General features: G+C 36.8%; 24 protein-coding genes and 1 other RNA gene. 21 read left to right on the top strand and 4 right to left on the bottom strand.

What is annotated here, in order from left to right; all coding sequences use genetic code 11:
* Positions 1-40 precede the first annotated feature (40 nt).
* From tadA to OCV53_RS09075, 7 genes are all read left to right on the top strand, one after another.
* Positions 41-523, top strand: a complete 483-nt coding sequence (gene tadA / locus OCV53_RS09105) for a tRNA adenosine(34) deaminase TadA (protein ID WP_022375489.1) — start codon at positions 41-43, stop codon at positions 521-523.
* Positions 510-1,940, top strand: coding sequence for a C1 family peptidase (locus OCV53_RS09100; protein ID WP_055197791.1), 1,431 nt, complete (start codon positions 510-512; stop codon positions 1,938-1,940). The genes tadA and OCV53_RS09100 overlap by 14 nt, the downstream gene beginning before the upstream one ends.
* A 120-nt stretch (positions 1,941-2,060) precedes the next feature.
* Positions 2,061-2,325: signal recognition particle sRNA large type (ffs, locus tag OCV53_RS09095), an RNA gene on the top strand.
* Positions 2,326-2,487: 162 nt separating this feature from the next.
* Complete coding sequence (locus OCV53_RS09090; protein ID WP_022375491.1) at positions 2,488-3,138, top strand: GTP pyrophosphokinase; 651 nt, start codon at positions 2,488-2,490, stop codon at positions 3,136-3,138.
* A 63-nt stretch (positions 3,139-3,201) separates the two neighbouring features.
* Positions 3,202-3,594: a hypothetical protein gene (locus tag OCV53_RS09085; RefSeq protein ID WP_022375492.1), complete on the top strand. Its 393-nt coding sequence runs from the start codon at positions 3,202-3,204 to the stop codon at positions 3,592-3,594.
* A gap of 155 nt (positions 3,595-3,749) precedes the next feature.
* Positions 3,750-6,245, top strand: a complete 2,496-nt coding sequence (locus tag OCV53_RS09080; RefSeq protein WP_055197816.1) for a hypothetical protein — start codon at positions 3,750-3,752, stop codon at positions 6,243-6,245.
* 140 nt (positions 6,246-6,385) lie between these two features.
* Positions 6,386-8,593 (top strand): transglycosylase domain-containing protein, encoded by a 2,208-nt coding sequence (locus OCV53_RS09075; protein WP_055197790.1) that lies wholly within the window; start codon positions 6,386-6,388, stop codon positions 8,591-8,593.
* A 147-nt stretch (positions 8,594-8,740) separates the two neighbouring features.
* On the opposite strand, the gene OCV53_RS09070 is transcribed toward OCV53_RS09075, so the two are convergent.
* The 4 genes from OCV53_RS09070 to murC all read right to left on the bottom strand — a co-directional run bounded on the left by OCV53_RS09070 (position 8,741) and on the right by murC (position 13,714).
* Positions 8,741-9,910 carry a ribose-phosphate pyrophosphokinase gene (locus OCV53_RS09070; protein WP_055197789.1) on the bottom strand — a complete coding sequence of 390 codons (1,170 nt, stop codon included), beginning with the start codon at positions 9,908-9,910 and terminating at the stop codon, positions 8,741-8,743.
* 56 nt (positions 9,911-9,966) lie between these two features.
* Complete coding sequence (locus tag OCV53_RS09065) at positions 9,967-10,953, bottom strand: ATP-binding protein (RefSeq protein WP_055197788.1); 987 nt, start codon at positions 10,951-10,953, stop codon at positions 9,967-9,969.
* A gap of 3 nt (positions 10,954-10,956) precedes the next feature.
* Positions 10,957-12,081 carry a DnaD domain protein gene (locus OCV53_RS09060; RefSeq protein WP_055197787.1) on the bottom strand — a complete coding sequence of 375 codons (1,125 nt, stop codon included), beginning with the start codon at positions 12,079-12,081 and terminating at the stop codon, positions 10,957-10,959.
* A 247-nt stretch (positions 12,082-12,328) separates the two neighbouring features.
* Positions 12,329-13,714, bottom strand: coding sequence for a UDP-N-acetylmuramate--L-alanine ligase (gene murC / locus OCV53_RS09055; RefSeq protein WP_055197814.1), 1,386 nt, complete (start codon positions 13,712-13,714; stop codon positions 12,329-12,331).
* Between the two features lie 306 nt (positions 13,715-14,020).
* Between murC and spoVG the strand changes: the two genes are divergently transcribed.
* The 14 genes from spoVG (at position 14,021) to OCV53_RS08985 (ending at position 25,628) form a co-directional block, all read left to right on the top strand.
* Positions 14,021-14,308: a septation regulator SpoVG gene (gene spoVG, locus OCV53_RS09050; protein WP_008392243.1), complete on the top strand. Its 288-nt coding sequence runs from the start codon at positions 14,021-14,023 to the stop codon at positions 14,306-14,308.
* A gap of 140 nt (positions 14,309-14,448) precedes the next feature.
* Positions 14,449-14,640, top strand: coding sequence for a DUF951 domain-containing protein (locus OCV53_RS09045; RefSeq protein ID WP_055197786.1), 192 nt, complete (start codon positions 14,449-14,451; stop codon positions 14,638-14,640).
* 92 nt (positions 14,641-14,732) lie between these two features.
* Positions 14,733-15,020: a 30S ribosomal protein S6 gene (gene rpsF / locus OCV53_RS09040; protein WP_055197785.1), complete on the top strand. Its 288-nt coding sequence runs from the start codon at positions 14,733-14,735 to the stop codon at positions 15,018-15,020.
* A 21-nt stretch (positions 15,021-15,041) separates the two neighbouring features.
* The gene (locus tag OCV53_RS09035) at positions 15,042-15,485 is read left to right on the top strand and encodes a single-stranded DNA-binding protein (RefSeq protein ID WP_055197784.1); all 444 of its coding nucleotides are present in this window, start codon (positions 15,042-15,044) and stop codon (positions 15,483-15,485) included.
* 16 nt (positions 15,486-15,501) lie between these two features.
* A complete protein-coding gene (gene rpsR / locus OCV53_RS09030; RefSeq protein ID WP_055197783.1) occupies positions 15,502-15,756 on the top strand; it encodes a 30S ribosomal protein S18 in 255 nt (84 codons plus the stop codon).
* A gap of 220 nt (positions 15,757-15,976) precedes the next feature.
* Positions 15,977-18,052 carry a DHH family phosphoesterase gene (locus OCV53_RS09025; RefSeq protein WP_055197782.1) on the top strand — a complete coding sequence of 692 codons (2,076 nt, stop codon included), beginning with the start codon at positions 15,977-15,979 and terminating at the stop codon, positions 18,050-18,052.
* A gap of 3 nt (positions 18,053-18,055) precedes the next feature.
* Positions 18,056-18,499 (top strand): 50S ribosomal protein L9, encoded by a 444-nt coding sequence (rplI, locus tag OCV53_RS09020; RefSeq protein ID WP_055197781.1) that lies wholly within the window; start codon positions 18,056-18,058, stop codon positions 18,497-18,499.
* A 12-nt stretch (positions 18,500-18,511) separates the two neighbouring features.
* Positions 18,512-19,852, top strand: coding sequence for a replicative DNA helicase (gene dnaB, locus OCV53_RS09015; protein ID WP_055197780.1), 1,341 nt, complete (start codon positions 18,512-18,514; stop codon positions 19,850-19,852).
* An 86-nt stretch (positions 19,853-19,938) separates the two neighbouring features.
* A complete protein-coding gene (locus OCV53_RS09010) occupies positions 19,939-20,649 on the top strand; it encodes a ComF family protein (RefSeq protein WP_055197779.1) in 711 nt (236 codons plus the stop codon).
* A 118-nt stretch (positions 20,650-20,767) separates the two neighbouring features.
* Entirely contained in the window at positions 20,768-21,808 is a 1,041-nt protein-coding gene (gene mutY, locus OCV53_RS09005) for an A/G-specific adenine glycosylase (protein ID WP_055197778.1), read from the top strand.
* A gap of 77 nt (positions 21,809-21,885) precedes the next feature.
* Positions 21,886-22,680 carry a basic amino acid ABC transporter substrate-binding protein gene (locus tag OCV53_RS09000; protein ID WP_055197777.1) on the top strand — a complete coding sequence of 265 codons (795 nt, stop codon included), beginning with the start codon at positions 21,886-21,888 and terminating at the stop codon, positions 22,678-22,680.
* Positions 22,681-22,705: 25 nt separating this feature from the next.
* Entirely contained in the window at positions 22,706-23,383 is a 678-nt protein-coding gene (locus OCV53_RS08995; protein WP_055197776.1) for an amino acid ABC transporter permease, read from the top strand.
* Entirely contained in the window at positions 23,370-24,092 is a 723-nt protein-coding gene (locus tag OCV53_RS08990; protein ID WP_022374224.1) for an amino acid ABC transporter ATP-binding protein, read from the top strand. Before OCV53_RS08995 ends, OCV53_RS08990 begins: the two co-directional genes overlap by 14 nt.
* 237 nt (positions 24,093-24,329) lie before the next feature.
* A complete protein-coding gene (locus tag OCV53_RS08985) occupies positions 24,330-25,628 on the top strand; it encodes a diguanylate cyclase (protein WP_055197775.1) in 1,299 nt (432 codons plus the stop codon).
* Positions 25,629-25,648 lie beyond the last annotated feature (20 nt).

Raw genomic sequence — 25,648 nt, 5'->3', positions numbered from 1 at the left:
TAATAGAAAAAAATATGACATAGATATAAGGGGAACAGACGTGACACAAGAAGAAAAATATATGAAAGAAGCAATCCGGCAGGCAAAAAAAGCAGCAGCAGTCGGTGATGTACCAATTGGGTGTGTGATTGTTCATGAAGATAAAATCATAGCCAGAGCTTATAATCAGAGAAATAAAAAGAAAACAACGTTAGCACATGCAGAATTACTTGCAATCCAGAAAGCCAGCAAGAAGTTAGAGGATTGGAGACTTGAGGAATGTACAATGTATATTACACTTGAACCATGTCAGATGTGTGCAGGAGCGATTGTTCAGGCGAGAATTCCAAAGGTTGTTATTGGAGCAATGAATCCCAAGGCGGGATGTGCGGGATCTGTTTTGAACATTTTGCAGGTAGAACGGTTTAATCATCAGACAGAGATTGAACATGGAATTTTAGAAGAAGAATGCAGCCAGATGTTATCAGATTTTTTCAGAGAATTAAGAAGGAAGAAAAAGGAGGAAAAAAATGCACAGAATTAAGAAATTAACAGCAATACTGTTATGTGCAGGAATAATGTGTTTATCTTCAATTGAGGGAGTATTTGCAGCACAGAAACCAACAGGATATCATTCTATTCATTTAAATATAGAGTCACCGAAGGAAAGTCAGCAGAATAAAACTTATGCAAGATCATATGCCGGATATTATAATGCAGCAGAACAAGGTCTTGTCACATTAGTAAAGAATCAGGGGAATACAGAACTTTGTTGGGCATTTGGTTTGGCATCGCTGGGTGAAACATCATTAATTAAACAAAAGAAAGTAAAAAAGAATGTTGATTATTCAGAAAAACATTTAGGATATTTTATGTATAATCGAACAAATGATGCGCTGAATAACACAAAAGGAGATGCAACAAAAGTATCAGGAAACTGGAAATATTCAGGTGGAAATGCACAGCTTGCGATGATCACATTAACAGGATGGTATGGGCTGGCCAACGAGAGTACAGCTCCATTTAATACCAATAAATGGACATTATCAAGCAAGCTTGGGCAAAAAGATGCTGCGATTTTAAAAAATGGATTTTTCCTTGGAAATAATCCATCAATCAATGTAGTAAAATCTTACATAAAAAAATATGGATCAGTTGTTGTAGCATATCATGCACCAGAAACGACAGAGGAAGATGAAAAATTCTACGATAGATCACATAAATCTTATAATTGTACATTATCAGAGGATGCAGCAAATCATATCGTAACAATTGTTGGGTGGAATGATAATTACAGTAGAGATAAGTTTGGGGAGGCATCAAAACCAAAGAGAAATGGTGCATGGATCATAAAAAACAGCTGGGGAAACAAGGAAGAAGACAAGGGATATACCTATATATCTTATGAAGATAGATCTATGTGTGAATTCTTGTCAGGTCAGTTTGTAAAGTCATCTACATATAAATACAACTATTTTTATGATGGATCAGCAAATCCATCTGCATACCGATTGAAGAAAGGTCAGCAGATCGCTAATATATACACAGCGAAAAAAGGAACAAAGAAGAAAAAAGAGACGCTAAAAGCAGTCAATGTAGTTACAATGAATCCAAATGTAAAATACAGCATTCAAATATATAAAAACCCGAAGAAAGGAAAACCGACATCAGGAAAGAAGCTGTTAAAACGTGCTATGACAGGAACGATCAAAGAAGCGGGAACACATACGATCGATCTGAAGCAGAAAGTCAGACTGGTCAAAGGAGAAAAGTTCTCTATAGTTATTAAGATAGGTTCAACAGCACTCATCGGATGCGATCACAGTGACAATTTTGGCTGGATCAGATTTGTGAATAAAACAGCGAAAGGACAGAGTTATGTCTGCTTGAAGGGAAATAAATGGTATGATCTGTATTCTGCAAGACTTACAATGAGGATTAAAGCATACACAACAACATAACAGAAAAATAATAGAATTTATTAAAAAAGATAATAACTATTGACCTTGAGATAACTATTTAGTATAATCAAATATGCATCTTAAATCTAAGATGCCAAAGATAATCAAGTCATAAAGCTTCCGTGCTAGCCGGGGAGGTAGCGGCACCCTTTTTCTGCAATCCGCTATAGCAGAGGTGATGGTCTTGTTTCGGGTTGTCTTCTGTAGAGCTGCCCTCTACAAGTGGCGTTGATATCTGGGTCTCACGCAATAGGAATCCACGAACCGTGTCAGGTTGGGAACAAAGCAGCACTAAGTGGAACCTTCTATGTGCCGTGAGGGTGCCTGGGTTGAGTTAACTATAGAGGTAACGTCTGTGGAAGGCGACACAAGGCAGGCCGCACGGATTTTTTTATTATCATAGAAATTAAACTTATCATTTTTCATTTCATTTAACCTCAGTTTATAATTGAGAAGTCTAAGAAATTTCAGCAGATTGTACACTATTGAATACAAATCCAAACAGTGTTAAAATAGAAACAGCAAACAAGGTAAGGAGTGAGTAGACATGAGAGAATTAGAATTACCTGATGTACAAGATGTAATGCTTGAATATCGAAAGATTAAATTATTATATCGTTCTGCATTAAAAGAGATTAGAACAAAGTTAGAGATATTAAATGATGAGTTCCGTTTAGTACATCAGTACAATCCAATTGAACATATAGAATCAAGACTTAAGACAGATGAAAGCATCACTCGTAAGCTGATGAGAAAAGGAAAAGAGATTACCGTAGAGAATATTCAGAAATATATCGATGATATTGCAGGAGTAAGAGTTATCTGTTCATTTACACCCGATATTTATAGAATTGTTGATATGATCGCATCACAGGATGATATAGAAGTATTGAAGACAAAGGATTATATGCTGAATCCAAAGATCAATGGATACAGAAGTTATCATCTGATCGTAAGAGTGCCGATCTTTTTGTCTGATAAAGTTGTTCGTACGAAAGTAGAGATTCAGATCAGAACCGTAGCGATGGATTTCTGGGCATCTCTGGAACATAAGATTTATTATAAGTACGAAGGTAATACACCAGAGTACATTAAGCAGGAATTAAAAGAATGTGCAGATCTTGTGGCATTCTTAGACAGCAAGATGTTAGCAATCAATGAAGAAGTGAGAAGTATCAGAAAAGAAAATGGTGAATAAGACATGCATTTTTTCCTCAAGAATATCATAAGATATGATTGATAGAGAAAAAGGAGCATAAAGATGGCGGATAGAGAAGGATTAGGGAATCTTCCAATATTTGATACAGAAATAAGAACAAGCAGAGAGCTGATAGCACAGGAACAGAGGCAGGAAGATGATTATCAATATATCATTCGGATGTATTCTGCACTGGCGAGAGAGATTCTAGATCAGATTGAGGATGCTTGTGATCAGATGGAATATGATGGAAGCAGAATGTTTGACGAATATATGGATCGGACAATGCTTCTTTCAATGGCAGATAAGATTTATGATAAGATGAATTACCAGGAGAAAGAAGACTGTCCTAAGCAGGAACGCAAGCTACATCAGATGATCGTAATTCTGATCGGAGGAGAGATCTATCACAGACGCTGTCGCTACCGTACAAAGAAAAATATGTTTCGATCATAGATTAATAAGGCCGGGAGAAATCCCGGCAATTGTTTTATTTACAGGATAAAAAGTCCTTTGCACATCTTAAACATTTCTTAAAATGGTTGTATAAATGTACAAAAAAAGATAAAATGAACAATAGAAAGCTTCACGGAATGAAAAAGGAGAATATAATGAAGCAAAATAAAGTGATACAGATTGCAATATTTGGGGTCATTTTTCTGATCTCATTATTTATATGGAATTATACATTAGTAGGAAGAAATAATCAGGGAGTGACAGAAACACAACAGCCGACATTCCCTTTATTAACAATATCTGTAGATGGAAAAGATATCAATGAATTACATGGTTATCAGGGAGATGTAGATGCATCACTGATCCGTGATAGTATCACACCGGTATATGAAAATCAGGTAAAAGTAATCCTAAAGGATGCAACAGAAGATATCAGTGTTGTATCATATAAGCTTTATGATACAGATAATAAGACTGTTTTGGGAAATGGTGATACAGCTTTTCATAAGGGAAAAGAAAAAAGTACTGCCAATATACAGATCAAAGAACGCTTGGAAAATGGAAAGACATATTTGATGGAGTTATCTGTAAAGCAGGATAATAAAACGATCCGTTACTTTACAAGAATTATCTATGGAACAAGTTTCCATCTTAAGGAATGTCTGAATTTTGCAGAGAAATTCCACAATGCGGCATTGACAGAAGGAAATACTGAATTTATCAGTCAGTATTTGGAAACAGCAGAAGGTACAACATCCAATAACCTTTCGAACGTAACATTGAAATCAACACAGGAAGCAGTTTCATACGCAACATTAAAACCTCAGGTAGAGAGTATTTATCCGGCAACAGTAAAAGAAATTTCAGATAATGTAACATCTGTTGAATTAAGATATATTCTTTCAGCTGAGAACAGTGACGGGACAAAACAGTATTATCAAGCAACAGAATATTTTAGGATTCGTTATGCAAAGGACAGAATGTATTTGTTAAATTATGAGCGCAATATGGAAGCTTATATGAGATATGATACGATTGACAGAAGTAATAATAGAATCTTACTCGGAATCGGAAGCAACCAGAAGCAGGTTGTCAGCAAAAAAGGCGGAAAGAAAGACGCTTTTGTTGTACAGGACGAGCTTTGGTATTATGATTATCAGAAGTCTAATATGTACAAGGTATTTTCTTTTGAAGGAGAAGATTATCGAGACAGCCGTAATAATTATCAGAAGCATGATGTTCAGATCATGAAGATGAAATCTAATGGAGATATTTCGTTTGTGGTATACGGATATATGAATCGTGGAAAGCATGAAGGTAATAATGGTATTGCGGTATATCAGTTTAGTGCTTCAGACCAGAGGATAGAAGAATTAGCATTCATTCCAACAAAGATACAGTATGATATGATGAAGAATGATATCAAGAAAGGTGCGTTCTTAAGTGATGATGGAGATTTCTATTTCTATCTGGATGGTGCTGTATATCAAGTTGATGTTGAATCAGGAAAGAGTAAGATTCTCGCAAAAAATATTACAGATGATATGACAGTTATTTCTGACAATGGAATGCTGGCATTAAACCAGTTCAAAAATAAAATCAAGATCATAGATCTTGCAACACAAAAAACAGATAACATTTCTTGTGGCAAGAATGAAGTTTTAAGACCAATAGGATTTATAGGCAAAGATTTTATCTATGGAATTGGAGAAAAATCAGAAATCGTAAGACAAAAAGATGGTTCTTATCTGTATCCTTTAACAAAGGTATTTATCAGAAGTAATAAGAAGAATGTTAAGACATATGGAGAAGACGGAACTTATATTACGGATGCCAACGTAGATAGTACAACAATCTCATTGACACATTCACGAAAGAGTGGAAAAGGATATAAGAAAGTGAATGAAAGTTATATCCGTTACAAGGATAAGAAAGAAAATAAAGTTGTCTTGGAATATGGATATACAGGGACAAGATTAAATCAGCTTTACCTTGGATTCCCAGAGGATGTATATATTCAGACAAGACCAGATTATCTGTCCACAAATGTTGAAGAAGCAGACAATGATACAGAGATTACATTTGCAGAGAATGATAATAAATATAACGATGCATATGTATATACAGGTGGCAAGCTTTCAGGAATCTATAGCAATATGAAAGATGCTATTAAAGTTGCCGAACAAGGTGGCGGAGTTGTTGTAAATTATAATCAGATGTATTTATGGGAAAAAGGTATTGCACAGAATTATGGAAAAGCTTCTAATATTCCGATGATCAAAGCAGAGAATAAAGACGAAACAGATATTGCATGTATTCTGATGATGGCAAAGGCAGATGGAATTGATATCTCCTACAATAAGATTAAGAAGATGTCAGGAAGCACATATGACAAGTTAAATAAGGTATTTAAGCATAGAGCAGTAAACTATTCTGATTGCAGTATTGATGATATTGTTTATGTGATCAGTAAGGGTCGTTCATTTATGGCACAGAGAAAGGATGGAACATTCATCGTTGTTATGAGTTATAATCAAACAGACCTAAGATACTATGATCCATTGACAGGAAAATCTGTAAAGACAAACCGTAAGAAGCTTGAGAATGAATTTAAACAGGCAGGAAGTGTTTATTACGGATATGCGAATTAGTATATTTTGTCTTTAAAGTGCAAACTATGTCGAGACAAAAGTTTTAGTTATGATATATTTTATGTTAAAATTAAGATATATATCCGGAGATATTCCGGAACAAATGTAAGCAGTAAAAACAAACGAAAGGTGAAAGGAATATGGCTGAAGAAACAAAGGAAACAAAAAAGATTATTCCCGAAAGCAAGAAAAAGAAGAAACGTAAAAAGAAAAAAGTTCTTTTAAAAGTTTCAGTGGTCTTTTTGTTGTTGGTCGTAATCGGCTGGTTTACTTTTGGGGCAAAGGTTATGAAGCTTAGAAGTGAGGCCAAAGAACTCGTCGCACAGTCGAGTGAGGATACATTCAAGGCATCACAGACAAGTATTGTATATGACACCAACGGAAAGCAGTTACTGAAGTTTAAAGGTGAGAAAGATGTATATTACCTGAAATACAAAGAACTTCCGGTTTATGTCATAGCTGCTGTAATTTCTGTGGAAGATAGGAATTTCTACAAACACAGTGGTGTAGACTATAAAGGAATTTCACGAGCTGCGGTAAGTTATGTTGTACACAAAGGAGCAATCACACAGGGTGGAAGTACCCTTACACAGCAGCTTGCAAAGACTGTATTTTTGAATCGACAGAAAACATGGAAGAGAAAAGTAAAAGAAATTTTCATGGCAGTAGAACTGGAGAAGAAATATTCAAAAGAACAGATTTTGGAATTTTATTTGAATAATGTTTATTATTCAAATGGATATTATGGAATTCAGGCAGCAAGTCAGGGATATTTCAGAAAAGATGCGAAGAATCTGACAATGTCAGAAGCAGCATTTTTATCTGCAATTCCAAACAATCCAACAATTTATGATCCACGTACAAATAAAGAAAATACGATCAAACGTAGAAATAAGATTTTGAAAGATATGTACGAACAGAATCTGATCAAAAAAGATCAGTATGAAGAAGCGTTAAATGAAGACATTGATGTGAAGAAAGCACAGAAAACTAAGACAGAGAAGAAGAACTATATAGAGACCTATGTCATTCACTGTGCAACAAAAGAGATCATGAAACAGAAGGGATTTGAATTCAAGGATGATTTCAGTTCTAACTCTGAGAAGAAAAAGTATCAGGAAGAATATGATAAGATGTATGCAGAGTGTAAGAGAACATTATACAGTGCTGGATATCATATTTACACATCCATTGATCCTGATGTTCAGAAACAGCTGCAAAAAAGTGTAAATAATGCGTTATCTGGATATACGGAGAAAGATAAGAATGGTATTTATAAAGCACAGGCATCTGGTACATGTATTGACAATGATACTGGAAAAGTAGTTGCAATCGTTGGTGGACGTGAACAGAAGAATATCGGTTATACGTTAAACCGTGCATATCAGAGTCCTAGACAGCCAGGTAGTGCGATCAAACCATTACTTGTATATGCACCAGCATTAGAGCATGGATGGTCTGCTGGATCAACAGTAAATGATTCTCCGATGGCATCAAATGATAAGCATCGAGTAAGAAACTCACATGGTTCTTACTCTGGACAGATCTCTCTTAGAAGAGCAGTTCAGAAATCAAGTAACGTTGCAACTATGCGTATATATGAACAGTTGACACCGAAGACATGTTTAAAATATCTGGAAGAGATGAATTTTAAATATTTGGAACCTTCAGATTATAAATATTATACGACATGTATTGGTGGTTTCAGAAAAGGAACAACTGCTGAAGAAATGGCAGCAGGGTATGCAACTTTGAAGAACAATGGTGTATACAGAGAACCAACATGTATTACAAAAATTACAACTTCTGATGGAGATGAAGTAATGTCATCTTCTACAAAGAAGAGAAGAGTTTATTCAACAAGTGCAGCAAAACAGATGACAGATGTATTAGAGAGTGTAGTAAAAGGCGGAACTGGAGTGGGAGCTAAAGTACCGAATGTTGATACCGCAGGTAAGACCGGTACAACAAATGATAACCGAGATGGGTGGTTCTGTGGATACACACCTTATTATACAACTGCAATCTGGGTAGGTAGAGATGATTATAAAATCATGCCAGCATTAAGCGGAGCATCTTATCCAAAAACTATATGGAGCAACTTTATGAATATGATACATTCAGAGTATTCATCTTCAGATGCATCAGGTACAATCACAGAAGATTATTCAAATTATGATGGAGGAGACTATCAGGTGACAACATCAACACAGGCTACAAGCACTGGAAGGGTAGAGACAACAACAGAAGCGCCAACAACGGCAGCACCAACAACGGCAGCACCAACAACAGAAGCGCCAACGACAGCTTCACAGTCTCAGGATAATAATTCGTCAAAGGAACAATAATATTGTACAATAAAGAAGCGTACGGGAAATCTTAATGATTCCTGTACGCTTTTTGTTTTTTTGATTCTTTTCATGTTATGAACAAAAGAAATTTAAATATAATAAAAAAGGATCTGCTGATAATAACAGATCCTTCTATATTACAAATTAAAGATTTTTCTTTTCAAGATATTCTTTGATACGTTCTGTTGGATTTAACAGATCACTGATTGATGCGTCATGATTTAATGTATCAATTAACAGTGCAACGTATTTAGATACATCAGAAGATGCATACCAGTCACGAGATAATAATTCAGGTGTCTGATAAGTAAGGTTTGTAGTGATAACCTTTTCAATGATACCTTCTTCAACAGCACGATCAAATACTTCTAATCCATTTGTGAATAAACCAAATGTAGATAAGCAGAAGACACGACGTGCATTTCTGCGTTTTAATTCTTTCGCTACATCGATCATACTTTCTCCAGAAGAGATCATATCATCAATGATCAGTACATCTTTACCATCTAATGAATCACCAAGGAATTCATGGGCAACGATTGGGTTACGGCCATCAATAACTGTAGAATAGTCACGACGTTTGTAGAACATACCAACATCAACACCAACAACGTTTGCCATGTAGATTGCACGTTGCATAGCTCCTTCATCTGGACTGATAACCATTAAGTGGTCTTTGTCGAAGTGAACGTCTTTACACTGTTCAACTAATGATTTTACAAACTGATAAGTAGGCTGAATATTATCGAATCCGCTGATAGGAATCGCATTCTGTACACGAGGATCATGTGCATCAAATGTCAGAATGTTATCAACACCAAGGTTTAATAATTCCTGAAGCATAACTGCACAGTCAAGGGATTCACGAGTACTTCTCTTATGCTGGCGGCTTTCATATAAGAAAGGCATGATAACATTTATGCTCTTAGCTTTACCAGCGGCAGCACTGATGATACGTTTTAAGTCAGCATAATGATCATCTGGAGACATATGGTTCACACGTCCACTTAAAGAGTAAGTAACGCTGTAATTTAATACGTCAACGATGATGTATAAATCCATGTCACGAACAGATTCGCGAATGATACCTTTGGCTTCTCCAGAACCAAAGCGAGGGCAACTAGCATCTAAAAGATAAGTATCTCTTAAATATCCATCACAAGCAACAGAGTCTTTGAAATCTTTGAAAGTTTCAGATCTCCACTGAATGATATAGTTGTCAATTGTTTTTCCAAGTTCTTTGCATCCTTCAAGGGCAATGATTCCAAGTTTACCGTCTGGAATCTTAGTAAAGTTACGGTCAGATCGTCTCATGATACTATCTCCTTCGTATATTGTTCTTTATATTTTTTTATAACATTATAAATAAGTTACGTCAAGTTCGATTTTTTGAAACGGATATCATCTCCATAGATTTTCTGCCAGGAATAATTCTCTATAATTCTTGAGAAGATTCGTTCCGAGTAGGTATTTCGAAATTCCTGAAGAGATAAATTGGTAGAAATAATTGTGGATTTCTCTTGGATCAATCGTTCATTCAAACATTGAAACAACTGTGAAATCACAAATTTGTTAATCATCTCTGTACCAAGGTCATCAATGATCAGTAGATCGCATTGAAAGATCAGGTTAGCAGAAGCCTCCTGTTGAGCATTCTTTTCTCTGCCAAAGGTATGTTTGGCAAGTGTATCGAAAAGTTGAAAAGCTGTCATATAGACACAGGTAAATCCGCGGTTCATGATCTCCTTTGCAATACAATGACTTAAAAAAGTCTTCCCAACACCAGTGGAACCCTGAAATAAAATGTTGTCGTGATTTGGAAATCTGGAAATAAAGGTTTTGCAGTGTTCCACAACTTTCTGGATGTTGCGTCTTGGACTTGGAAGACCTTGTTTGGTCATCTGATCGGAGTAATAATCTTCTCTGAAGGTCCGAAAATTCTCCCGGGCTAAAATCTTAGCCATATTAGAACCGGAATACAGGTGATCGATCATCGCCTGATGAAAACAGGAACATGGTTCCTGCCCAATATATCCGGTGTCTTTACACTTCTTACAATGATAGATGGGTTCCAGATAATCAGATGAATATCCGGCCTCGTGTAAGAGAGCCTGCTTCTTCTCGATCAAAACATGATTCTTCTTACGGTAGTTTTCTCGTAAAGCAGGATCATCACTGACGATAAGCTGCTTTCCAAGAGAAATTGAATTGGAAGTAATCTGTCGGTCAAGATCTCTGATCTCTGGAATGGTTGTATATATATCTTTCTTGCGCTGTTCATGAAGACGGTAATTAGAAAGCCGCCTTGCTTCATATTGGCGCATGATATCCTGATAATCGTTATTTGATAATGACATAAGTTAGTTCTCCATGAGTTCGTTTGCGAACTGTTTCTGTAAAAGCTGCTGCTCTAACGCATCAAAATCATAATCACGCTGAGTAAAATTATGCATAGTATTCTGGTTATTATTGTTAGCAAAAGTCTTAGGAGCCTTCTGCTGTACATGGAAGTTCTTAGCATCTTCCAAGGTTACAATATGGTTATCTTTCCAATGTTTTAGGATGGTATCTGCATATGGAAAACTTGGTTTATTGATCGCATTGATTGTTCGGTTACATGCTTCGATGATCAATGGAAGATCAAAACCATCTGTCTCAAGCCATCGTTTCATATATTCTTCCTGAACAGGTGCAGGATTCTGGTTTAATCCGAAAGCACGCATAATAGAATAATATTCCTTACGGAAATTTTTGCTGTATGCTTTCGCTTCATCTGGAGTCTGAATATTGGCTTCATACCAGTTGATCGCTACAGACTGCATATAACGGAAACTCTTCTTGCCATTGGAAACACAATGCTCTACAAGATATTCAACTAATTCGCAGGACATCTTAAGATCCTCGATCATATAAAGTAATGTGTTCATATCTGTGCAGGTAAGAGGTTTTCCTAAAAACATTTCACATACATAAAGAAGATATGAGAAACGTTCGTCTTCACTCTTACGCTGTAATTCAGCAGGGGACAAAGTCTTCATTGCTGGGATTGCTTCAGCACCAATAGAAGCCTGTTTTTTTGCTGTAAACTGTTCTGTCTGGGAAGAGACAGTGGATGAAGCTGTTATAGACTGTGCCTGTGAATCTGGCTGTGCAGTCTGTGCATTGGAAATCTGTTCAGGAGAATGTGGATTGCCACTGACAGGGAGAAGTTCAATAAAACTGATCTCACCATCTTTTAATTCCATGCGCAGAAGTGATTCTTTCTCCCAGTACTTTAACGCACGAGTAACATCACGCTCCGTAAGTTCCAGTACGTCTGCCAGACAAGGGATGCTGAAGTTCGCACCATCAGAAACCATACGCAGAAGATAGATATACACTTTGATATATTCACCATTCGCACGGATCATGTAATTATCAACAAAAGCGTTTGGAAGCAGCGTTCCACCGGTTGGATATGTGGTTGTTACTTTAATGTAATTCATGGCAATTTCTCCTTCTTTTATTATTGTTAATCTGACTATAACGCAGATTGGAGAAATTGTAAATACCAGGGAAATCCACAGCCCAATTGTGTACAAGTATGTGGATAATGTGGATAATGTGGACAAAAATCGTAGAATTATGGAAATAAGCCATTTACAAAGATTTTACAAATGTGGAAAAGGATAAAAGAAATCCACAGATTTGTTTATCAACAATTGTGTACAAACCTGTGGATAATGTGGATAACTATCTATTTACGAGAGAATTTCCGATAGAATCGACGTTTCCTGCGCCCATAGTTATCAACAGATCATTTTTTTTGCAATTTTTTAAAATAAATTCTTCAATGTCATCAAATTCCTTAATATAATGCACATCTACATCATAATCTGCCATACGATCTACGATATCTTTGGAACTTACGATACCAGTATCTTTCTCTCTGGCTGCATAGATATCAGTTAAGATCACATGATCACAGAGACTTAATGCCTTAGCAAAATCATCAAGGAATGCGATCGTTCTGGAATAAGTATGTGGCTGGAATACACACCATAATTCATTATGTGGATAATTCTTTGCAGATTCCAGAGTTGCACGGATTTCTGTTGGGTGATGAGCATAATCATCAACAACAGTGAAGCCGTTGCATGTACCTTTTAATTCAAAACGACGTTTTGCACCAGTGAATCCAAGAAGCCCTTTCTTTATCGTATCAATATCGATACCGATACGTTTTGCAGCAGCGATGGCAGCCAGTGCGTTCTTTACATTATGCTCTCCATTGACATTTAACTGGATATGGTCAACATATTCTCCTTTAAAGTAATAATCAAAATGTGCATGTCCAAATGCATCATATCCAATATTCTTTGCACAATAGTCGTAAGAATCATTTTCCAGTCCAAATGTTGCATATTCTGCTTTTAATCCGTCCACAATATAATCGATGTTCTCAATTTCACCATTGATGATCAGGTAACCATAATCAGGAAGTTTGTGAGCAAATTCACGGAAAGAATGGCGGATATCATCAAGATCCTTGAAGAAATCCATATGATCTTCTTCGATATTAAGGATAATACTGATCTTAGGGAAAAACTCTAGGAAACTGTTTGTATATTCACATGCCTCTGTTACGAATGTTTCAGAATGTCCAACACGGATATTTCCATTGATCGCATCAAGGATTCCACCGACACTGATCGTAGGGTCTGTGTTACCAGCAAGTAAAATATAAGATAACATAGAAGTAGTCGTTGTTTTACCATGAGTTCCAGATACAGCGATCGCATTCTGGTAATTGTGCATCATCTGGCCAAGCAGTGTGGCACGTTTCATAACTGGAATGTTACGGCGTACGGCTTCTTTATATTCTTCGTTTGTATCGAAGTTGATGGCAGCTGTATATACAACAAGATCAATATCATCTGTAATATTATCAGCAGTCTGGCTTAAGTAAACTTTGGCACCTTTATCTTCCAAGTGTTTGATGATATCAGAAGTATGGACATCGGATCCAGAAATAGTAAATCCTTCTTTGATAAGAATTTCAGCAAGACCACTCATGCTGATACCTCCGATTCCCATAAAATGAATATGAATTGGTTTGTTAAAATCTATTTGATACATTTTCATGTGTCCTTTCTTTCTATTTTGATATAGTTTCATTGTTTTCCTTATTATAAGTCACTGCAACTAAACTTGCAAGACGGAGATTGAATTGGAAAATATTATAAGTATCATAAAAATATGGATAAAAAAGTAGTAAAATGTTATAATAAAAAAGGAAATAAAAAACAAGTTTTTGTTCACAATTGCTGAAAATAGTGTTATAATAGAAACTAGCATATACGGTCGAAGAGAGAGAAGAAGTTACCAGAGCCTGACCGGAGAGCGAATTTTAGCTAAATTATTAGAAACTAGGAGGATGACAACATGCAAATAACTGATGTACGAATTAGAAAAGTGGCCAAAGAAGGTAAGATGAAAGCTGTTGTGTCTATCACGATCGACAACGAATTTGTGGTACATGATATTAAAGTAATCGAAGGGGAAAAAGGTCTGTTTATTGCAATGCCAAGTCGTAAAGCGGCAGACGGTGAATATAGAGACATTGCACATCCGATCAATTCTGATACAAGAAATATGATCCAGACTTTAATTTTAGAACAATACGAAGCAATGAATCTGGGGGATATTGACGCAACAGCGCCAGAAGTCTAAGAGAATAACTTCTTCTTTAATTTACGCAGGAAGAGAATCAGGGTTGACCGCCTGGTTCTCTTTTCTGCTATAATAAGGTATCATGATTTACGAAGCTAAGATACGAAAGAGATATTATTAAGAATAAGGAGGTTTGACCGATGGAATTTCAGATAGGAGATATTGTCAAATTAAAGAAAGCACACCCATGTGGAACGAATGAGTGGGAAATACTCAGAGTAGGAATGGATTTTCGCTTAAAATGTGTTGGATGCAGCCGACAGGTTATGGTACCAAGAAAGATGATTGAAAAAAATTTTAGAGGATTTATAAAAAAAGCTTGCCAAGATTAGATTTTTATGATAGAGTAAATATTCGTGGTATATAAAAATATCCTTGCTCTTTCACGAAGAAAGAGCCACTAGACCAAAAGGAGGTGCAAGTAATGATGAAATATGAATTAGCATTAGTTTTAAGTGCAAAGATCGAAGACGAAGAACGTGCAGCTATGGTTGAAAAAGTTCAGGCAATGATTACTACAGCAGGTGCAACGATCACTAACGTCGATGAATGGGGTAAGAAACAGTTAGCTTACGAAATTCAGAAGATGAAAGAAGGATACTACTATTTCATCCAGTTCGAAGGCGAAACTACAGTTCCAGCAGAACTTGAAGAAAGACTTCGTATTGAGGAAACTGTATTACGTTTCTTATGCGTTAAACAGGATGCGTAATTAACAGGAGGGATCCGAATAATGAATAAAGTAGTATTAATGGGAAGATTGACAAGGGACCCTGACGTAAGATATTCACAGGGTGAAACACCTTTGGCAATTGCCAGATATACGTTAGCAGTAGACAGAAGATTCAAGAGAAACGGTGAACAGGATGCAGATTTTATTAACTGTGTGGCATTCGGACGCACAGCTGAGTTTGCAGAGAAGTACCTGAAACAGGGTACAAAGATGGTCGTTTCTGGAAGAATCCAGACAGGTAGTTACACAAACCGTGACGGAGTTAAAGTTTACACAACAGAAGTTGTGATCGAAGAGCAGGATTTTGCGGAAAGCAAGGCAGCTGCAGCCCAGAACAGTAGTATGGGAGTTCCACAGCCAAGCGCGCCACAGCCTAGTGCCGCAGCAAGCGATGGTTTTATGAATATTCCAGATGGTTTGGAAGAAGAATTACCATTTAGTTAAATAGGAGGTAGAAATCATGGCTTATACAAAAGGCGATTCTCCAATGAGAAGAAGAGGCGGACGTAGAAGAAGAAAAGTATGTACATTCTGTACAGAAGCCGACGCTGTAATCGATTATAAAGATGTAGCAACATTAAAGAAATATGTATCTGAAAGAGGAAAAATCCTTCCAAGACGTATTACTGGAACATGTGCTAAACATCAGAGAGCTGTTACAGGAGCTATTAAGAGAGCTAGACATTTAGCTTTAATGCCATATACAGCTGAATAATTTTAAGCAGATAATGAAGAGCTATATTGTGACGAATGTTGCGATATAGCTCTTTTTTCTTTATATTAAAATATATTGTTTTGTAGAAAAAACATGTCGTAATGATTAAGAAAATTGCAGAAATTGAACAAATATCTCGCTTTCGTTAAATACAATGTACAAATTCATACAATTGAGTTATAATAAAGGATAATTGTAATAACTGAATCAGGAGAAAAAAATGGACATTATGAAGAAAACAAAGATAGAACAGTATCTTCAAAGACCATTATGGGTATTGCTCATTTTGGTTTTTATAGATGTAGAGTTCTTTTTCTTGGATATTCGATGTGCAGTAATCTTAGCTGTCGTTATCATTGCATTTGCAATTTTTCAAATGGTCATTTATTCCAGAAGTAAGCAAGCAATCGTGAAAGAATGTATGAACTTTATGTTTGAACAGAGTCAGGTGCAGAATTATCTGCTTCAGCAGCTTCCAGTGCCATATGCTTTGCTTGATGGGAATGGGATGATCATTTGGTCGAACGAGGCATTTCAAAAAATTGCAGGAGATAACAGAGGAAAGTCGATTCAGCAGATTTTTAATAATCTGAATCGTAATCTGATTCCATCTGATGTCAGCCATGCGATTTCACATATTGAATACCAGAAGAAATACAAAGATGGTGACCAAGAAAAGGAACAGACGCTGTTCTATAAGGTAGAGATGAATCGTATTCGTGTGGAAGATTTCTCAGATGAGAATGATAACAGCTGTTCCAGACAGATGCTGAAAGATAATGACCTGATCGCAGCTTATTTCTTTGATCAGACACTGCTTAAGAAATATATGGAGCAGAATGAGAACCAGAGAATGGTTATTGGATTGATTTATATTGATAATTACGATGAGATCCTTGATGATATTGATGCAGTGAAACGTTCAATGTTGATCGCAGTTGCAGATCGAAAGATCAATAAATTTATCCAGAATGTTTCTGGTGTTGTGAAGAGAACAGAGAGAGATAAATATTTTGTTGTGTTTGAACAAAAATATCTGGATAAGATCAAAGAAAACAAGTTTTCAATTCTTGATGAAATCAAGACGATCAACCTTGGAAATTCTATGCATATGACATTAAGTATCAGTTTTGGAATTAATGGAAACACGTATCAGGAAAGCTACGAAGCAGCTTGTGCTGGTATGGATCTTGCTTTGGGACGTGGTGGTGATCAGGCAGTTATCAAAGATGGAGAAGATATCTCTTATTATGGTGGTAACTGTGAGGTTATGGAACGTACAACAAGAGTCAAAGCACGAGTGAAGGCACATGCATTAAAAGAATTGTTGGAATCTAAAGAGAATGTTGTGATCATGGCTCATAAGATCCCAGATCCAGATGCGATCGGTGCAGCTGTTGGGTTATACAGACTGGGACTTTCTCTGGGAAGAAAGGCACACATCGTTATGAACGAAGTGACGATTTCTGTCAGAGCAATGGTTGATGAACTGAATAAGAGCGGTATTTACGATGAAGATATGTTTATTGATAATGAACAGGCCATTGATATCACAGATGAGAATACACTTTTGATCGTTGTAGATGTAAATCATGCGAATTATACAGAATGTGAAGAATTGCTAAATCGGACTAAAACGATCGTGATCTTAGATCACCATAGAAAGAATAAAGATATGATCAGAAATCCAGTTCTTTCTTATGTAGAACCATATGCTTCTTCTACTTGTGAGTTAGTTGCAGAGATTCTTCAATATGTAGATTCTAAGCCAAAGCTGGAACCAATGGAAGCGAATGCTATGTATTATGGTATGCTTGTTGATACCGATAATTTTGTGAATAAAACAGGAGTCAGAACATTTGAGGCAGCGGCATATTTGAAACGTAATGGGGCGGATCTTACAAAGGTAAGAAAGATGTCAAGAGAGAGTATAGAAACCTACAGGATCAGAGCCAAAGCAATCAGCGAGGCAGAGATTTTGTATGGAAGATTTGCAATTGCAACACTTGTAGGAATCGGAGTGGACAGCCCTACAGTCATTGGTGCGCAAGTATCGAATGAATTGCTAGATATAGATGGAATAGAAGCGTCATTTGTTTTAACAAGTGTTCATGAGAGAGTTTATATCAGTGCAAGATCGATCGATGAAGTAAATGTCCAGAAGATCATGGAAGAATTCGGTGGTGGTGGCCATTTGACAGTTGCAGGAGCACAGCTTGTCGATGTATCATTAGATGAAGCAAAAAATATTATCCGTGAGACATTAAAATATTTGGAATCAAAAGGAGATATATAAACAATGAAAGTTATTTTATTAGAAGATGTAAAATCAGTTGGAAAAAAAGACGAAGTAGTAGAAGTTAACAACGGATATGCAAGAAATGTATTATTCCGCAAAAATTTAGGAATCGAAGCTACAAAGAAAGCTTTAAATGACTTGAAATTAAGAAAAGCAAATGATGACAAACTGGCAGCAGAAGCATTAGCAGAAGCGAAAGTTTTAGCAAAAGAGATTGAAGAAAAACAGTTAGTATTAAAGATGAAAGTCGGAGAAGGTGGAAGAACATTTGGATCTATTTCCACAAAAGAGATCGCAGCAGAAGCAAAGAAACAGTTAGGGTATGACTTAGATAAGAAGAAAATGCACTGCGAACCGATCAAGAATCTTGGATTCCATGATGTTACAATTAAAGTTCATCCACAGGTAACAGCAACATTAAGAGTCAAAGTAGAAGAAAAATAAGAGGGCATATTTATGGATGAAGCATTTATCAAGAAAGTGCAGCCAAACAGCCCAGAGGCAGAACAGTCTGTGATCGGTGCAATGATCATGGATAGAGACGCGATCGCTGATGTTATTGATATTGTAAGTGCGGATGATTTCTATCAGAAGCAGAATGGCATTTTATTTGAAGCGATGACAGAATTATATCGGGAAGGAAAGCCGGTGGATCTGGTAACGCTTCAGAATAAATTAAAGAAAAAAGATGTGCCGGAATCTATGAAATCTCTTGAATTTATCAGAGATCTTCTAGAAGCAGTCCCAACGTCTGCGAATGCGAAACAATATGCAAAGATTGTCAGTGAAAAGGCAACACTTCGTAAACTGATCAAAGTCACAGAGGACATCACAACGGAATGTTATCTCGGCAAAGATGATGTGACAGAGATTCTTGACCATACAGAGAAGAATGTGTTTGGACTTCTTCAGCAGGCAAGTGGAAGAGAAGATTTTGTACCGATTGATAAAGTCGTGTTAAATACGCTGGACGCGATCGAGGAGGCAGCAAGCTCTGAGGGACGAGTGACGGGTATTGCAACAGGATTTACAGATCTGGATTACAAATTATCTGGATTACATCCATCCGAGCTTATCATCGTGGCAGCACGTCCTGCTATGGGTAAGACAGCATTCGTATTGAATATTGCACAGAGAGCGGCAGTCAGAGATCATGTTCCAACTGCGATCTTTAGTCTGGAGATGTCAAAGGAACAGCTTGTAACCCGTATGATGGCGATGGAAGCGATGGTTGATTCTCAGTCCATCCGTACTGGTGATCTTCAGGAAACGGACTGGGAGAAGATCATGGAAAGTGCCGGAACGATCGGACGTTCTCCATTGATCATTGACGATACACCGGGTATTACAATTGCGGAGTTGCGATCTAAGTGTCGAAGATACAAACAGACACACGGACTTGATCTGATCATTATTGACTATCTGCAGCTGATGTCAGGAGGAAAACGTTCCGAATCAAGACAGCAAGAGATTTCTGAGATTTCCAGATCGTTAAAAGCACTGGCAAGAGAGATGAATGCGCCAGTGATCGCATTATCTCAGTTAAGTCGAAGAGTAGAAGAGCGAAAACCAGCCAAACCAATGTTATCTGACCTTCGTGAGTCAGGATCGATCGAGCAGGATGCCGACGTTGTAATGTTTATTTACCGTGATGAATACTATAACGAAGATTCTGAGAAGAAAGGAATCGCAGAGATCATCGTGGATAAACAGAGAAATGGTTCAACGGGTAGTGTAGAGCTTGTATGGCTAGGACAATACACTAAATTTGGAAATAAAGAAAGAGCACCACATTAATGTCTGGTGCTTTTTCTTACGCATACAACTGGATAAAATATACAATTTAAATAAAATAATACAATTCAATAAAAAGGGGGTATCTTATGTTATCATTTCTATTTCCTCCAATTTGTCCATTATGTGCAAAAGAATTGTTGGACAAAGGAGAGCATATCTGTAAATCTTGCAGTAAAAAGCAGATCTTTATCAAAGAACCGACCTGCTATTCCTGCGGAAAACCAATGAAAAATCACGAAAAAGAATACTGCAGTGACTGCAGACAACACCCGAAAAACTTTGAACGTGGAATGGGATTATGTATTTATCAGAAACCAGTCACGAATTCTTTGGCTGCGATCAAATATAAGAATGAAAGGAAATTTGCAAAATATTATCTTGAAGAGATTCAAAAAAGAAAATACAGAGATTTGTTACAGTTAAAAATAGATGTCATCATTCCTGTGCCGATCCATAGAAAAAAGAGAAGAAAAAGGGGCTTTAATCAGGCAGAAATTTTTGCAAATGGAATTGCAGAAATGTTAAACAAACCTATGTATACAAAGATTGTAGAAAGAATTCATGATACGAAACCGCAGAAACAATTAAACCCAGGAGAGAGAAAAAGCAATTTAAAGAAAGCATTTCGTGGAAATTTAAAAGAATATCAGAGAGCAGGAATGCCAAAAAGAGTGTTATTAGTAGATGATATTTATACAACAGGATCAACCGCAGAAGCGGTAACAGTAGCTTTGAAACAACTAGGAATCAGAGAGGTTTATGTATTTTGTATAGCGATCGGAAAAGGATTTTCCTGATATTTCCGTCATGGTATTTTGTAGAAAGGTCTGTTATAATGAGGTCTGGCTGATCCATGAAGATTTGAAAAAGATATGGATCAGAGGGAAGAAGATAGAGTTAGAAAGAGGCAAATAGATGGAAAATCGATATGACTTAAGTGGATCTCTGCTTCACTGGTATGATTATAATAAACGTCTGTTACCATGGAGAGAAAATAAAGATCCTTATAGAATCTGGATTTCAGAGATTATGCTGCAACAGACAAGAGTAGAAGCAGTGAAACCGTATTTTGACCGTTTTATGGAGGCATTGCCAACGGTTTATGATCTAGCCGAAGTAGAAGATGATCGACTGATGAAACTATGGGAAGGCCTTGGCTATTACAATCGTGCAAGGAATCTAAAAGCAGCAGCCCAGACGATCGTTCAAGAATATGGTGGACAACTGCCTGCAGATTATGATAAATTATTATCGCTGAAGGGCATTGGAATGTATACAGCAGGGGCGATCGGATCGATCGCATTCGAACTACAGGTTCCTGCAGTTGATGGAAATGTTCTTCGTGTGCTGGCTAGATTATGGGGAGATGACTCTGATATTCTCAAAGATAAAACAAAGAAAGATATGGGAAGAAGGATCATGGAATTTATGCCGGAAGACCGACCGGGAGATTTTAATCAGGCATTGATCGAACTGGGTGCGACAGTTTGTGTGCCAAATGGGAAACCATTATGTGATCAGTGTCCATGGGATACGGTTTGTAGAGCTTACAAAGAAGATCTTATAGACAAATTACCGGTCAAAACGCCGAAGAAGGCAAGAAAGATCGAGCATAAGACTGTATTTTTATTAGAATGCAACGATCAGATCGCAATCCATAAACGAGGAGACAAAGGATTGCTTGCCGGATTATGGGAGTTCCCGAATGAAGATAAGAAAATGGATGCCGAAGATATCAAGGAATGGATGACTGCGCATCATATGGAAGATGCCAAGGTAGAAGCAGCAGGGAAAGGAAAACATATCTTCAGTCATGTGGAATGGCACATGGAAGGAGTAAAAATTTCCTTAAAAACACCGATAGAAAGCAAAGATTACGTTTGGGTACTAAAAAAAGAACTAGAAAATACGTATGCATTGCCGTCAGCATTTGAAATATTTCGTAAGATATTGTAAAATAGAAGTTATGTATATAATTACAAACTTATAAAATCCCGTAAAGGGCAAATTCATTTTTAAAAGGAGAAAAGATTATGAAAAAGTTTTTAACAGTCGCATTAGCCGGTGTACTGGCAGCTTCTATGCTGTTCACAGGATGCAGTAAAAAAGCAGAAAGTAAAGTTCCAGATAAACTGATCGTAGGAACAAACGCAGAGTTCCCACCATTTGAATACATGAACGATAAAAAACAGCCAGAAGGTTTTGATATCGCTATGATCAAAGAAATCGGAAAACGTATGGGTAAAAAAGTTGAGATTAAAAACATGGAATTCAAATCTCTGATCGGTGCTATGGAATCTGATTCTATCAATGCGATCATTGCTGGAATGACAAAGACAGAGAAACGTGAAAAAGCTGTAGATTTCTCTGACAGCTACTATACAACAAATCAGGCGATCATCTTAAAGAAGGATAGCAAGATCACAAAATTAGCTCAGCTTGATGGAAAGAAGATTGGTGTTCAGGAAGGAACAACAGGAGATTTAATTTCATCTGGAGATAAATTTGGAGATGGTAAGAAAGCGAAAGTCCTTGTCAAAGGTGCAAAGGTAAAACGTTTTAAGAAGGGCGTTGATGCTGTCATGGATCTGAAAAATGGATCAGTTGATGCAGTAGTCATCGATGAATTAACAGCAAATGAATTTGTGAAAAAGAATGCGAAGAAGTTAAAAATAGTGATCGATTCTGCAGGATCTGAATACTATTGTATCGCACTTACAAAAGGTAATACAGCTTACAAAGAAGAGGTCAATAAACAGATTAAAGCAATTAAAGAAGATGGAACATATGATAAGCTGAAAGCTAAATATATTGATTCCAAAAACTAGAAAATAGGAAGGTAAGGTTTCAAAAATGTTAGATTCATTTTATACCGCATTTATTGAAGAACAACGTTACCTGCTATACCTCGATGGACTAAAGATGACAATTCTTGTGTCAGTCATTGCGATCATCATAGGTGTGGTACTTGGTACATTGTTAGCATTAATGCGTTTGACAGCAGAGCAGAAAGGAAAGAGTACACTTTTATCAAAAATCGCATACGTGTACATTGATATCATTCGTGGAACACCAACGTTGACACAGTTGATGATCATGTATTTCGTTATTTTAAAAGGTCAAAGTGGACTGCTTGTAGGTTCCTTAACCTTTGGTCTAAACAGTGCAGCTTATGTTGCGGAGATCATCCGTGCAGGAATTCAGGCTGTTGATCAGGGACAGATGGAAGGTGGACGTTCTCTTGGATTATCCTATGTACAGACAATGAAAGATATTATCCTGCCTCAGGCGATTAAGAACATTCTTCCTGCCCTTGGAAATGAATTTATCGTACTGGTAAAAGAAACTTCTATTTTAGGATATGTAGCGATCGTCGATCTGACAAAGGTATCAGATTTCGTAATTTCAAGAATCTTCGAAGCACTGGCACCATTGCTTGGAACAGCACTGATCTACTATGTGATCGTTAAGTTCCTGACATTAGGATTAAACGCATTAGAAAGGAGACTGAGACAAAGTGATAGACGTTAAAAATTTGCATAAATATTTCGGATCTCTGGAAGTGTTAAAAGGCATTGACTGTCATATTGACAAAGGAGAATGCGTTTGTGTGATCGGACCATCTGGATCTGGAAAGAGTACATTTTTAAGATGCTTAAACTTATTAGAGACTCCTACAAAGGGAGATATTGTCATTGATGATATGCATTTAACAGAGAAGAATTTCGATGTTGATGCAATGAGAAAACGAGTTGGAATGGTATTTCAGCATTTTAACTTATTCCCACATCTGACAATCCTTGAGAATGTTACATTAGCTCCGATCCGTCATAAGATGATGACAGAAGAACAGGCAAAAGAAAAAGCCATGGAATTGTTAAATCGTGTCGGTGTCGGTGACAAAGCTGACAATTATCCAGCACAGTTATCTGGTGGACAGAAACAGCGTGTAGCGATTGCAAGATCTCTGGCATTGTCACCAGAAGTCATGTTGTTTGACGAACCAACTTCCGCACTTGATCCAGAGATGGTTGGAGAAGTATTAGAAGTTATGAAACAGCTTGCCAAAGAAGGTATGACCATGGTTGTTGTAACTCACGAGATGGGATTTGCGAGAGAAGTGGCCAATCGTGTATTTTTCATGGATGGCGGAGGAATCCTTGAAGAAGGAACACCAGAACAGATTTTTGACCATCCACAGGAAGAACGAACAAAGACATTTTTAAGTAAAGTGTTATAAGAAGATGATGAAGGAGCAGATACTGCGATATTGTAGGATCTGCTCCTTTTTTGGTACTACCAAAGAAAAAGATTGTAAAAATCAGCATTCTCGATGGAAAACGACAAAAGTATGTGATATCATGAAAATATATGTTAATAAAGTGTATTGTTAACATAAAGGGAGTATAGATAGGGTGACGCAAGTAAAATGTATAAAAAAATAAAAGTTATTATGAATTAGGGGTGAAAGTTGTACGTGAATACAAATGTTAAGATGACCAGACAAGAGGTAGAAGAAGAGATAAAAGTACTAGAGAAAATTTTTGATGTTGTTAGAATTTTGGATGGAGAATTTTTATCTAAGATGCAAGAGAATCCCTGTGTGAGAGTACAGCTTGGAATGTGTAAATGTTATGAATTTTGGAAGAAGAATAAGCCATGTGAGAATTGCATATCAGTAAAAGCGTATACAGAGAAACGGCAGAAGACAAAACTAGAGTTTCTTGATACAGACATATATCTTGTGATCTCAAGATATATGGAAATTGATGATGAACCATGTGTTATGGAACTTGTCAGATATCTTGCGGATGATACATTAATTGATATGGATGGAAGAGATAAACTTGTCGGCAAATTAAAAGGTTATCAGGATAAATTATACAGTGATCCTTTGACGGGAATCTATAATCGAAGATATTTTGAGGATGAGATTAGAGATATGCAGAATCCTGCTGGGGTTGCAATGATCGATCTGGATGATTTTAAATTATATAATGATATTTATGGACATGATATGGGAGATCGTGTATTAAAAACCGTAGCCGATGCAATCAACCACTGCATACGAAAGACGGATAAACTGGTTCGTTATGGAGGAGATGAGTTTTTACTGATCCTTCCGAATATGGTCAGAGGCACTTTGCGTGGGAAATTACTGCAGATTCAGGAAGCAATTCAGAATGCGAAAATTCCAGAATGTTCAAGACTAAGACTGACAGCAAGTATCGGTGGTGTTTTGTCTGAGAATGAAACCATCGATGAAGCAATCGCAAGGGCAGACCATTTGATGTATAAGGCAAAAGATTATAAAGCGATAGTAGTGACCGAATGTGATAAAAAGATGCCGGATGATGAAGAAACTAAGAATAAACCAAGAATTATGATCGTAGATGATTCAGAATTTAATCGGGAAATTCTGTCAGAGATCCTGCAGGAAGACTATGAGATCGTAGAAGCGGAAAGTGGAAGAGAAGCTCTTCATAAACTGGGTGAGTATGGACTGGGAATTTCTCTGGTACTGTTAGATATTATTATGCCAGAGATGGACGGTTTTGAGGTTTTAAAACATATGACAGAAGAAGATTGGATATCAAATGTTCCAGTCATCATGATCTCAAGCGAGGATTCAGAGAATTATATCAGACGTGCCTATGAGATGGGTGTTACCGATTATATTAACCGTCCATTTGATGCAAATATCGTCTATCAGCGTGTATCAAATACAGTAAAATTATATGCAAAACAAAGAAGACTAATGGCACTGGTTACATGAACCGTGCAGAGGGAGCGTTA

It is taken from the genome of Anaerostipes amylophilus (genome assembly GCF_025567365.1).
Classification (GTDB): Bacteria; Bacillota; Clostridia; order Lachnospirales; family Lachnospiraceae; genus Anaerostipes; species Anaerostipes amylophilus.
The sequence above is the reverse complement of the archived record's forward strand: the minus strand, read 5'-3'. Positions and strand labels throughout refer to the sequence as shown.